General features: G+C 41.4%; 10 protein-coding genes and 1 pseudogene. All 11 read right to left on the bottom strand.

What is annotated here, in order from left to right:
- Window positions 1–175 precede the first annotated feature (175 nt).
- Window positions 176–2374 carry a ferrous iron transport protein B gene (feoB, locus tag DWX73_RS01005; protein ID WP_118346279.1) on the bottom strand — a complete coding sequence of 733 codons (2199 nt, stop codon included), beginning with the start codon at window positions 2372–2374 and terminating at the stop codon, window positions 176–178.
- Window positions 2375–2449: 75 nt separating this feature from the next.
- Window positions 2450–2671, bottom strand: coding sequence for a FeoA family protein (locus DWX73_RS01010; RefSeq protein WP_118346280.1), 222 nt, complete (start codon window positions 2669–2671; stop codon window positions 2450–2452).
- Between the two features lie 14 nt (window positions 2672–2685).
- Window positions 2686–2906, bottom strand: a pseudogene (locus DWX73_RS01015) (FeoA family protein).
- Window positions 2907–3099: 193 nt separating this feature from the next.
- Window positions 3100–3780: a D-lyxose/D-mannose family sugar isomerase gene (locus tag DWX73_RS01020; protein ID WP_118346281.1), complete on the bottom strand. Its 681-nt coding sequence runs from the start codon at window positions 3778–3780 to the stop codon at window positions 3100–3102.
- A 17-nt stretch (window positions 3781–3797) separates the two neighbouring features.
- Complete coding sequence (locus DWX73_RS01025) at window positions 3798–6998, bottom strand: alpha-mannosidase (RefSeq protein WP_118346282.1); 3201 nt, start codon at window positions 6996–6998, stop codon at window positions 3798–3800.
- A 152-nt stretch (window positions 6999–7150) separates the two neighbouring features.
- Window positions 7151–7531, bottom strand: a complete 381-nt coding sequence (locus DWX73_RS01030; protein ID WP_118346283.1) for a desulfoferrodoxin family protein — start codon at window positions 7529–7531, stop codon at window positions 7151–7153.
- 82 nt (window positions 7532–7613) lie between these two features.
- Window positions 7614–8375: a MerR family transcriptional regulator gene (locus DWX73_RS01035; RefSeq protein ID WP_118346284.1), complete on the bottom strand. Its 762-nt coding sequence runs from the start codon at window positions 8373–8375 to the stop codon at window positions 7614–7616.
- A 60-nt stretch (window positions 8376–8435) separates the two neighbouring features.
- Window positions 8436–8885: a polyketide cyclase gene (locus DWX73_RS01040; RefSeq protein ID WP_118346285.1), complete on the bottom strand. Its 450-nt coding sequence runs from the start codon at window positions 8883–8885 to the stop codon at window positions 8436–8438.
- 24 nt (window positions 8886–8909) lie between these two features.
- Window positions 8910–10799: a serine hydrolase domain-containing protein gene (locus DWX73_RS01045; protein WP_118346286.1), complete on the bottom strand. Its 1890-nt coding sequence runs from the start codon at window positions 10797–10799 to the stop codon at window positions 8910–8912.
- Window positions 10800–10971: 172 nt separating this feature from the next.
- Complete coding sequence (locus tag DWX73_RS01050; protein ID WP_118346287.1) at window positions 10972–11781, bottom strand: prolipoprotein diacylglyceryl transferase; 810 nt, start codon at window positions 11779–11781, stop codon at window positions 10972–10974.
- A 21-nt stretch (window positions 11782–11802) separates the two neighbouring features.
- On the bottom strand, window positions 11803–13341 hold the full coding sequence (gene asnB, locus DWX73_RS01055; RefSeq protein WP_118346288.1) for an asparagine synthase (glutamine-hydrolyzing): 1539 nt from the start codon (window positions 13339–13341) through the stop codon (window positions 11803–11805).
- Between the last annotated feature and the right edge of the window lie 153 nt (window positions 13342–13494).

The raw sequence follows: 13494 nt of genomic DNA on the forward strand, positions 1-13494 counted from the left end.
TTCCTGTCAAAAACTATACTGACCTTTCTCTCCATAAAATGTTGTTCCTATTATAGCACTTTCTAATTTCCTTTCCAACAATAACCAAGTAAGATTTTCTTCACTCTAAAAAAGCAAAAAAGAAATGATATTCCATCATTCCTTCTTTGCTTTCACATGTTGTATCAGATAAAAGTTATTTTGCCCCTGCCGTTCTGCTGACTGCAATACTCAATTGCCTGCTGTCATGATATGGTCTTACTAAGAAATAGATAAATCCAATTACCAGAATCATTGCTGCGATCATTCCTGCTCCGAAAGCTCCTCCTGCTGCAAACGTGCCGATCTGATATACACAAAGAGATACTGCATAAGCCAACAATGTCTGATATCCAATAGCAAACCAGAACCATTTTGCATTGTTCATCTCTCTTTTAATTGCTCCCATTGCTGCAAAGCACGGTGCACAAAGCAGATTAAACACAAGGAAAGAATATGCTGCTGCCGCTGTCAGACTTCCTGCAAGCTGTCCCCAGATTTCTATTCCATTCTCTGCATTTACTTCTGCAAATCCAAAAAGAACACCAAATGTTCCCACAACATTTTCTTTTGCAATCAGTCCTGTCACAGCCGCAACTGCCATCTTCCAGTCTCCCCATCCAAGCGGCGCAAAAAGAGGCGCGATCACGCTTCCAATCATTGCCAGAATACTGTGGTTCAACTGTTCTGCTTCTAACATACGGAAGCTTCCATCAATCCAGCCAAAACTCATCAGGAACCAGAGCGCAATCGTTGATAGCAGAATGATAGTTCCTGCTTTCTTAATAAAAGAAGAGCCTCGTTCCCACATGCTGCGTGCCACATTTCCCACTGTCGGCATATGGTATGCCGGAAGTTCCATAACAAACGGCGCCGGTTCCCCTGCAAACATTTTTGTTTTTTTCAATATAATTCCAGAACAAACAACTGCAGCAATTCCAACAAAATATGCACTCGGCGCAACCCACCATGCACCGCCGAACAGCGCACCGGCAATCAATGCAATAATCGGCAGCTTTGCCCCGCACGGAATGAATGTCGTTGTCATAATCGTCATTTTCCGGTCACGATCATTTTCAATTGTTCTGGAAGCCATGATTCCGGGTACGCCGCAGCCACTTCCGATCAGCATTGGAATAAATGATTTCCCGGAAAGTCCGAATTTACGGAAGATTCTGTCCATAATAAATGCCACTCGCGCCATATAGCCGCACGCTTCCAGAAATCCAAGAAAAGCAAACAGTACAAGCATCTGCGGAACAAATCCAAGCACAGCTCCGACACCTGCAACAATTCCGTCAAGAATCAGACTTTGCAGCCAGCCGGCACATCCAATTGCTGTCAACCCTGATGCAACAAGTGCCGGAATTCCAGGAATAAACATAGAATCGATTCCAAATAAATGCCATCCTTCTCCAAACACTCCGTCATTCGCCCAATCCGTTGCCCACGTTCCAATGGTAGATACCGATATATAATACACAAGCGTCATAACAATAGCAAAAATCGGTAATGCTAACCATCTGTTCGTAACGATTCGATCGATCTTATCAGATGTCGTCAACTTCTGATCACGATTTTTCCGGCAGCATGATCCGATTACAGAAGAGATAAACAGATAACGTTCGTTTGTAATAATACTTTCTGTATCATCCTCCATCCTTTTTTCAATCTGATCTATTTCCTCCGAAACATCCGGTAAGGCAGATCCTAATTGCGTTTGAATCTTATCATCCTGTTCCAGCAATTTAATCGCAAAGAACCTCTCCTGTTCCTCCGGAACACTTCCTCGGATCTTACCTTCTATCACGTCTAAAACTTGCTCTACTTCTGTACAAAACTTGTGTACCGGCGGCTTTTTGTAATGATTTCCCGCCGCAGCTACTGCTTTTTCTGCCGCTTTGCGTATTCCGGTTCCTTTTAAAGCAGAAATCTCTATGACTTCACAGCCAAGTTCTTTTCCTAATTTTGCAGTATCAATCTGATCTCCGTTTTTTTCCACAAGATCCATCATATTAACCGCCATCACAACCGGAATTCCAAGTTCCATTAGCTGAGTGGATAAATACAGATTCCGTTCAATATTTGTCCCATCTACAATGTTTAAAATAGCATCCGGACGTTCTGAAATCAGATAATTTCTTGCCACAACCTCTTCCAATGTATAGGGTGAAAGGGAATAAATTCCCGGAAGATCCATAATCACTACATCTTTATGCCCCTTTAATTTTCCCTCTTTTTTCTCAACCGTTACTCCCGGCCAGTTTCCGACAAATTGATTTGAACCTGTTAATGCATTAAACAGCGTTGTTTTTCCGGAATTAGGATTACCCGCTAACGCAATCTTTATTGCCATCTCTCTCGCTTCCTTTCTTACTATTTCTATGATTATTTTTATTAGCTTTAACTAACCTTTGTTTAAAAAAATATACTATTCTACCAGAATCATTTCCGCATCTGCTTTTCGAATTGACAGCTCATAACCACGTACGGTAACTTCCACCGGATCTCCAAGCGGAGCTACTTTTCTCACAAAAATATCCACACCTTTCGTAATTCCCATATCCATGATCCGCCTTCTTGTCGGACCCTCTCCGGTTAGTTTCACAACCTTCGCGCTTTTGCCACAAGGTATCTCCCGCAATGTTTTCATAACAGATATCCTCCTTATCTCATCTCAACCATAATTTTATTCGCCATATCCTTACCGATTGCCACTCTTGACTGTTTCACATTGACAATTAGGTTCCCACTTATTTCCGATATCACTTCCACATTTCCGCCAATCACAAATCCAAGATTTTCGAGAAACCGTTTTGTCTCTTCTTTCCCGCCAACCTGCGGATCACATTTGCTTCGCCCGGTTTTACCATTGATAAAGGCATCATATTTCATCTTCTTTCTTTATGATCTTTTCTTTATTTCTTTAGTTAGTATATACTAATTATAGTTAGTTGTCAATAATTTTTCTTCTTTTTGCATTTTCAATTTTGGAGTAAATAAAAAAACTTTGGACCACTAACGCTGCACTCTAATGTCTTGCCGTGATCCAAAGCTTTCTCGATTCCTTATAATCTTATTTTATTTTGCTTCCGGATATTCATTACAAAGAAGACGATACGGAGCCTCGTCTTCCTCTATTTGAGGGAAACGTCCTACTTCTTCATAAAAACGATTGTCCGTGTTATCATCATTGCACATGGAAACTTCACCGATTAGAACGTCTCCTGTTCCTTCCTTCACATCAAAATCATGGTACTGGTGCGGCCACAGTGTAATACTCTCTCCCGGCCGCAGTTCTACTCCTGTTCCGGCCTTTACATAATAAGAACGCCCGTCTGAATTTACAAGCACATCGCTGTCATCAAAGCTTCCGTCTCCTTTATCATTGTAAAGATGGATAATCAGGATACCACCTCCGCGATTAATGATATCTTCGGATTTTTTCCAATGGAAATGCATTGGTGAATGCTGCCCTTCTTTCAACATCAAAAGCTTCTCTGCATATACCTTTTTATATTTCGGATTATTCTGATTGCCATTTCGGATTGTGACAAGTGCAAATCCAACTTTGTCAAAATCCCCAAGCCCATAATCTGTAATATCCCACCCGAGCATATTATCCCTGATCTCATCATACTCATGTGATTTCGTCTCCCACTCGTCCGGTGTCCAGTTACAAAACGGCGGCAATACAAATCCATGTTGCTCTGCCAACTGTTCCATTTCTCTGATACATTGATTGATCTTTGATCGTTTCATGTCATCCCCTCCAAACGTTATATTGATTCAAACACTATCCGGAATGTCTTGATCTCATATGGCCGGAATGTAATCTCTGCTGCCTGTCCTAAAAGCGGAATTTCTCTTTCATTGACTTCCATCAGATTACATTCGTACAGATTGCTGATCTTTCTTCCGAACAGAAGCTCTGTCTTTGTAAATCGATTTTTATTTTCATACATGCGCAAAATAAACCCATTCCCGTCTTCTGCCCGCTTTATCACTTCGACAAAACAATTGTCTGCATTGCATGTAAGAAAGCTTTGTGCACATGGTTCTTTCCAGTCCGGATATGCATTTTCCGCAGAACCTCTCTTAAGCGCAACAACTGGCGGCACATTCAAATTATACGCCTGTTCAACCGTCTTTGCATCCTGCCATCTTCCCGCATGCGGATAAATAGAATATGTAAAATCATGCTCACCGATATCGGCATTCTCATTCGGATATGTTCCCGCTTTGATGAGCGTCATGGACAAATTACCTTCCTTAATCCCATATCCATATTTGCAGTCATTTAGCAGACTGATTCCATTGTTATCTTCCGACAGATCTGCCCAGCGATGTCCGCAAGCTTCAAATTTGGCGCTGTCCCAACTGTGATTGTTTGTCGTTTCACGTTCCACATTTCCAAATTGTACTTCATAAGCTGCCTTCGCTGTATTCATCTCTACCGGGAAATTTACTCTCAGAAGCACATGATGTTCTTTCCAGTCTGCATGCGTTTCAAAATCAATCCGCGGAAGATCATGATACAAATGTACCCTCTGTGTTACAACAGAATCCACAAACTGTTTCTGAATCTCCAGCGTTCTCCTGACCGGACCGTCTTCCAGCAGCTTTACATCGGAAACGGTATCTGCTGCATAAGGCTTCTTTTGATAATAAACATCAATATCCCAATTATCCCATTTCATTGGTCGGTCTTCATATGCCATCAGCTCATTTCCCTTACGGCCTTCCTGAATAAATTCTTTTCCTGTTTCTTTCTCTTCTAACGAAATAATCTCAAGCGACGCATTGAACTGAACACGGTAAAACCGATTCTCAAATGTGTAGATTTCTTTCTCATCCGCTGTGCATCCTATTTGCGGAGATACAGTATCAGCTCCATCACTTCCATCTACATAGTAAAACACTTTGTATCCCATCGCAGGAATTCCTTCTGCATAAAATGCGATTCTGCCATCTGATAGGCGCTGCATCGGAAGTTCCCGGCTGTCTTCTTCCACAATTTTTTTAATCGCAGTATGTTCCAATCCTTCGACAATTATCACATCACTGCGATCATATCCTTTTGTCTGGTAAACAACGATCGCATTTTCTTTTGTACGGAGCTTAGCTGCACCAGTATCCGCAAGTCGGCAAAGCGCTTTCCTTCCATTTTGATAAATTTCTTCATATTCCCGGTCTGTCTGCTTATAAACCTCGCCGATACAGGTGCCAGGCAAAATATCATGGAACTGATTCAGCATTAGAATTTCCCAACCGCGCTCAATTACTGCCTGAGGATAATCTGCCCCCTGCTCGTCCAACATAGATGCAAGCGTCTCAATCTGTTCATAGAGTGTCTCATTTTTCCGGTTAAACCATTTATTTTTCGCCATCGAGGTCAGTGTTCCGCGATGATATTCAAAATACAGTTCCCCGTTCCATCTTGGCATCTGCGGATGCGCGGACAGCTTTTCATATGTCCGGTCAAAAAAATCCTCCTCCCGTTCAAGGACAAGCCGCGGCAGTCCGGGCATACCATACTGCAGACGTTTCGCCTCTTCCAGCATTTCCTTTGTCGGACCACCCCCACCATCTCCATATCCGTACAGCATCATTGTATTTTCTGTGAGATCTCTGTTTTTAAATCGTTTAAATGTGCCAAGTGTCATACTCGGATCAATGATTCCTGTGTAAGTTGTTGTATTTCTTACATCGGAATACGGACTGACATACTTTTGTATAATATCAAAATCACAGGCGGTCGGCATAAAGACAAATACCTCACTTCCGTCCATTCCCTTCCAGAAAAACGTATCATTCGGAAGCTGATTATATTGATTCCATGAAATTTTTGTCGTCATAAAATACGAAATCCCGGAGCGCTTTAAAATCTGCGGAAGCGCCGCCGAATATCCAAACGCATCCGGAAGCCAGAGCGATTTGCTGGAAACACCGAATTCTTCACGGAAATATTTCTGTCCTTTCATAATCTGGCGCACAAGCGATTCTCCTCCGGTCACGTTGCAGTCTGCCTCAAGCCACATTGCTCCATCGGCTTCCCAGCGTCCTTCCAGAATCCTCTGACGGATCTTTTCATATACCTCAGGCGCCTGCTCTTTTACAAACTGATACAAAATCGGCTGACTTGACATAAATTTATAATCCGGATACTGTTCCATCAACCGCAGTACTGTCGAAAAACTGCGAAGCGCCTTCTCTCTTGTCTGGGAAACCGTCCATAGCCACGCAATATCAATGTGCGTATGCCCAACCGCACTGACAATCGGTGCATCTTCGTCAATCTTCGTATAAAATTCTTCCCGCAAAATCTTTTCTGCTTCCCGAAGTGACTCATAAAATGATTTGCTATACGCTTTTCTAAGATCTATTACATCTGCGGCACGACCGAGTTTTGTCAAAATCCGCCTCGTATTATCCTCATCATCATTTCTGAGAAGTCTTGCTGTCTGCAGCGGAACTAGAAAGTCATAATAACATTTTTCTATCTGGTCATCGATCACAAAGAGATTACTGTGGAAAATAAGTTCGCCCGGCTCAAGGCCACTGTAGATCAACATCGCAATCTCATATGTATCGCCTGCCTGTGCTTTCTGTGCAATAGTTACCTCTCTGTGATTCACATCGACTCCCTGCACAAGCTCTCCATTGATATAGAAAAGTACTTGTGGATTTGTAGCATCCCAATGTCCTTCCCTTCCGGATCGCACTTCCATTTCCACATGTCTTTGATCCATTTCCTCCGGGATGGTTACCGTTGTTCTGATCCATCTATGGGCATCAAGTGCATTCCACGGTGTTTCAATCTCGTATTCCTTCCATTCTGATATGTCACACCGCTCTCCATGCTCCAGTTTTCCTTCATACATCTTATATCGACTGACCGGAATCGAAATCGGATGCCGAAGCAGACCAATATCTTTCACAATCCGTTCGATCCTTTGCAGCTCAAATTGCATACTCATGCTGTCACCTTCTTTTCTCATGCTATAAGTGAATTTTACCAAATCGAAGATATAATGTCCATTTTACTTTATGTATTTTTCATTAAAAAGACACACAGCGCCTTCGATAAAAGTGCCGTGTGTCTTTTCTTTTTCTGTTTTTAATTGTCCCGCTATACTTCTTTCTTCCAAAGCCCATGAAGATTACAATATTCATAAGCTGCGATCAGCTTTTCATGCTCTGTCAGAATAAATTCTGCATGTGGTTTTCCGCCCGGACGCAGATTTTTTACCTGCATTCCTGTCTCTGTCTCAATTGCGATCCACTCAATATAATGTTCCTCTATCATCGGATGCTCTACTTCGCCGACCATTACAGTAACATGTGTGCCATCCACATGGATGACCGGAACATGTTTTTCCTGTGCGGCATCTACAGCGCCCGCCTGTAATTCCTTCAATTCTACTTTACTGCACTGCTGAAAATCCTTTGCACATCCCATTGTATGCAAAATACTTCCACAAGATTCGCATTTATAAAACTTTGCTGCCATTTCTGAAATTCCTCCATTTCTTTTCTGTCCGCGGTACCTTCTATAGTATGCCACTGGCGCTGTAAACTATGCAAGTCTAAGTCTATTTTCCAATCCAAAATTTTACAGATTCTTCCAAAAGTTTTGCACAACCTTCTACTTTACGGTCATAATAAGCTGTAAATCGTTCATCTGCAAGATACATCTCGACAAGCGCCTTATGAGCCTCTTCACTATATTGTTTCCATGTCTGTCCAAGCCATTCTTTGTGAAGCATCACAATTCTTCTTGCCTCGTCACTTTCCGGAGAAATCTTAGCTTTCACACCCTCTTCCAGACGCGTCCGCACTTCTTCTCCCAAATTCTGAAAACGTTCCCAATCCGCTTCCGTCATATTCATTATTTTTTTCACGGATGCATCTACTTCTTCGCAACCATATTTTTCTCTTGCTTCTTCACCGTATTGTTCTTCATATTCATTTACAACACGTTTTTTAAAAACTTCAAATTTCTCTTTAGGACTCATCTGCTGTTCTCCCTTCATCGCCGAAATTGTTCCTTTTACCGCACGGATCAGCTCATATATATGATCTCTCTCCGCTTCCAGTTCCCGAAGGTGCTTCTGAAGTGCCTGCATAATATCAAAGTCTTTCTCATAAATAATCTTCCGAATCTGCTTTAAATCCATCCCTCGATCTTTATAGAATAATATCTGCCAAAGCAGCTCTACTTCCCTTTCACCATAATAGCGATAACCTGCTTCGCTGATCTCGCTTGGCTTTAACAAATCGATCTGATCATAATAGCGCAGTGTGCGTGCACTCACACCGGCAATCTTCGAAATCTCTCTGATGCTATACTTCATCTTCTTTCCCTCCTCCGGACAATTTAAGCTTACCAGTTGACGCAGCGTCAAAGTCAAGCATTATTTTTCCGGAAAATAGGTCATTTGAACTGTACCTTTCTCCTCTTCCTCCAATGCTTCCAGTTCTTTTCGCAAATAAGCAATATATTTCTTCTGTTTATTTTTCAAATAAAGCTTCATAAACGGGCGCATGAAAATATTTCTTGCTTTTACACGCTCAATCAATTCCAGCACTGTAATCCCATTCTGGTAAGAAAACACTCCCTGCCAGTGTCCTGTAAGGTTTTTGTTCTCCATATCCAATTCGTACAGGCTCAGCGGCTCAAATTTCGTAGTGGAAAATTTGGTCGCAATTCCATTTTTCCTGTATTCGATAAAATGCCCTTTCGTTCGAAGCTCTCTGATCTTTTTCACATCGCTTCGCCATGTATAATCCGTCAATGATGTTACGGTATCCCATACCGTCTCAATATCACATGCAAACTCTGCCCGGGTCTTAGAAATTGCCATCCCCTCTTCCTCCCTGTGTTACCGCTAAATAAAGTTGATATATCCCTCTTTTACTTCTTTAAATTCTTTGCTTGTCTGGCTGTCATAAACCGCGCTCATCTCTTTATTCAGGACGATCAAACGTCTTCCCTGCGGAACATCCGGGAGGGATTTCAATTCTTCTGTCAGACGATAAACACTGTTGTGCTCTCCTCCGTACAGCTCTGAATCAAAATTTTCTCCATGGTATTCCGGCACAGCTGCTTCATCTATATAATAGTAGCTGGCCACATGACAGAATTCCACATTCTCTTTCATCTCAAAATATGGATCTAAAAGATCCCGGCTTCCATTTGATGGTGTCTGCAGAAATCCTGCTGCAGTCATTTCATCCATTGGCACAACAGAAGCTTCGAAATCTGTATAAATGTCCCCATCCGGTATCGAACTGAAAGAAAAAACAAGTACGCCTTCCACATTCGGAAGTTTTGAAATGGTAAATCCATTCATCATTTCATGGCTGACCATATCCTGTTCTGACAGACTGATCGCAATATATTTTTTCCCAATCCGCTGTTTCCATGTTTCAGAAAGCTCTTTATGATCTCTCGCCCGCATTGCAGTCGGTGATACTCTTCCATGATAAGTAGAGAAGAAATATTGATCCTCACCATATTCTCTGAAGAAATACTTCTCACCATTCTCACCAACAAAGCTGCTGCCGTCAAATTTCAGATCTTTATACGCTGCAATGTGATTTCCTTTTGTATCATCATTTGTTATCGTCAGATGTGTTCCAAAAAAATGCGTATGATAAATACCGCCCGGCATCAAATATGTACCGTCAAACTTCTCCATCAATTCCTTTGGAACCGGAGTATATTTACGGAAAATATTGATCCCTTTTTCTTCCAGCATAGCTGTTGCAAACATTTTAAAGATAGCATCATTCACATCCAGTTTGCAGTCATGTGTCTCACTGATTGCCAATACCGCCTGATATTTCGGCACAATATAAAGTCCGCTCGTAAACTGAAAACTGTTTCCGCCTTTTTTCTGAACATGCTCTCCAAGATCAAACTCCGGTTCATTCACTGCCACATTATCCCATCCAAGCCCATAACCGATACTTGCTGTATCATCTGGAAGGAAGGTTACACCTTGATGTTTTCTCATCTCTGCCTTGCTTTCTTCACTGATGATATCATTTTCTGTCAAGAAAAGATTACCAAACTTGCAAAGATCAATCATATTTGTCGTGAATCCGCCACATCCCTGCAAATAGAAATATTCTTCCGGTTTTCCGGATTCTTTTACAAGAGGATAATCACTGTTATGTGTTGTGGACGGTCTCGTGGAATGAGCTCCGATTGGTTCTGTAATATACTGCTTACAGAATTCACCAAATGGCATACCTGCTACTTCTGCCACGACCATTTCTGCCAAAGTAAATCCGTCATTGCAATATACAGAATAATATCCCGGATCTGCTTTTAGATGACATTTAGCAAGATAATCATATACCTCCTGATAATATTCCTCGTTGTCTGCCGCCCCTACATGCGTTGCAGAAAAATGTTTCCACTGTGTTCCCGGAAGTCCGCTTGCATGATTCAGACAGTGACGCACTGTAATTTTCTTATAGCGCTCATCTAACATTGTAAATTTCGGAAGATACTCGCATACCGGTGTGTCTAAATCCACCTTTCCCTGTTCTACCAGTTTCATAACCGCTGTTGTACAAAACATTTTTGAAATAGAACAAACATTAAACGTATGCTCTGTCGTAACAGACTTCTTTTCCTCTGTTCCGTCATTTCCGATCGCATCTGCTGCCCAGATCTTTCCATCTACCATAATTGCATAAGAAACTGCAGTATAATCTTTCGCAAGATTTAACCGCAGAATTTCTGATAACCGTTCTTTTAATTCCATGTCCCCGTCTCCTTTTAGCCAAAATTTTGTAAGTTTTTCATAAAAATACACTAACACTGTCCTAAAATTCTGTCAAGTACTGCAGAGTTTTCTTTTGTATTTCTATAATTTTCTCTTTCATTTTTATTCAAAAAAGGTCGGGAACTCCCGACCTTTTCCTACAATACTTCTATTATTCTTCTGATACGCCTTTAGCAGTATCTTCTATTTCTTCTGACAGTTCTGTATTCATTTCTTTGCTGCGGTTTCCCCATATCACAAGCGCTATACCAGCTGCACAAATGAAAATGGAAATAAATTGTGAAGTAGAAAGAACTCCGACACTTCCCCGGATCAGATCGCCTCTGAAAAATTCAAGAACAAATCTTCCAATGCTGTAAAAGATTAAATAGCATCCCGATACAATCTTATCCTTTTTTACTTTTTTCGCAATCATACAGAGTACAATACAATGCAGAAAATCTAATATACTTGAATAAATCTGTGTCGGAATCAGCGCCACATGATTCGGTGCAAAATCTGAATTCTGAAATGTAATTGAGAATTTACAGGATGTTTCCATCCCATAACAGCATCCGGCCAACAGACATCCAATCCTTCCAAATCCCTGCGCCAAAGCAACTGCCGGCATAACAAGATCAAAATACTTCCAGAAATTCTGTTTCTTAATGCGGCACGCCACATAGCCTGCCAAAATTCCGCCTATGATTCCGCCATATACGACAAAACCTTCCGCTTCATCCAGAATCACTTTCGGATTTGCAATGATTTCATCGATCATCGTCATATAAAAAAGTAATTTCGCACCAAGCATTCCAAATACAACTGATGTGAGAAATAATGTAAACACAAAATCCGTATTCATCTGATGTTTCTTCGCCCGGTATTCCGTCATCAGATATGCTGCAATAAAACCAATTCCGATCATAAGGCCATATCCATGCACTGTAAAATTGCCAATTGTTAATAAATCATTTTTCATAAAGCCCAACTTTCTAATTTTCTAACGTTTTACAAAGTATTCCTCATACCACACAAGGAATGTATAAATTGTCCACACTTTTCTCCAGTTATCCGAATTTCCGCCAACATAATCATCAAAGATCGCATTGATCTCATCAAGATTAAAGAATTTTGCCGCCATCTCGCTGTGGAATTTCTCGCGCACATCCTGATTGTAGCGGTCATCTGCCATCCAGATTCTGATTGGTACGATAAAGCCAAGCTTCTTGCGGAATGCGATTTCCTCCGGAAGCACTTTTCTTGCGGCAGTGCGGAATGCAACTTTATTCTGTTCTTCGTTGACTTTATATCTTGACGGCATTCTTGATGCGATATCAAAGATTCGAAGGTCTGTGAGCGGCATCCTGATTTCGAGCCCTGCTGCCTCACTCATTTTATCCACATTCAGGTAAATATCTCCCTCCAGCCAGATCTGAATATCTACATCTGACATTTTCGTAAGAGGATCCAGTCCTTCTGTTTCTTCATAAATACCTGCCGCAAGTTCAATCGGAAGAACATCCGGATCGTATTTCTTCAGAATCTTTTTCTTCTCTTCTTCTTTCATGATGTTTGTATTGCCAACATAGAACGTCTTTAAATTCTCCCCATAGCGTTCTGCATTGCGGTACATATTATAACCACCGAAAAATTCATCCGCACCTTCTCCTGAGTAACACAGCTTTGTATGTTTTGCTGTTGCCTGACATCCAAGCGCAAATACGATTGCCGATGCATCTCCAAGCGGCTGCTCCATATTATACATTACATACGGTACAATTGCAAAATACTGCTCCGGTGTAATCACTGAGCGCTCAATGTTCTTTCCAAGTAGTTTTGCCGTCTCTACTGCAAGTACAGATTCATCAAACCGCTCTTCTTCATATCCGCATGTATCCGCGGTTTCGGCATCGGACATCGCGAGAACATAAGAAGAATCTACACCGCCTGACAGAAATGATTCTGCTGTCTCATCTTCTGTCTTGACTTCAGCCATTACCTCCTTCACTGTATCGTGGATCTCATCTGCCCACTCTTCCAGTGTCTTACTCTCATCCGGATGAAATTCCGGTTTCCAGTAACGCTCAACTGTCAATCTTCCTTCCTGCCATACAAGATAACGTCCCGGCAGCAGTTTCTTCAGTCCTCTGAAAAATGTATTCTCTCCTGCAACATATGTCAGACTCAAATACAACTGCAGCATTTCTTCATTTAATTCTTTCACAAATCCCGGCTGTTCAATAATACTGCGAATCATCGTTCCGTAAAGCAGCTTTCCATCTGCCGTTTCGTAATAATAGAACGGCTTTGTTCCAAACTGATCTCTTACACAGAACAGCTTCTTTTCTCTGTCGTCCCATAAGGCAAACGCAAACATTCCATACAGGTGCTTTGCCATCTCATAGCCCCATGTCTCATACGCTCTGATTAAAATCTGTTCCTCTTTCTTCTCCCTGGAAAGTGTACTGTCAATTTCCAGCTCTGTACATAATGCTTTCCAGTTACGGATATGTCCTCTGTATTCCTGAACCTTTATCATATGTATATCACTCCTGTAATTATTTATCTTATTTTTTATCTTACTATGAATCCTATTGTCTTATTATAGTCCAAATGTTTCGGAATCACAATAAAAAATCTATACAGGATTGATAAAACATTGGATATTACAAAGAGCTACCACATAAGTGAT

It is taken from the genome of Coprococcus sp. AF21-14LB (assembly GCF_003458885.1).
Lineage (GTDB): Bacteria > Bacillota > Clostridia > Lachnospirales > Lachnospiraceae > UBA9414.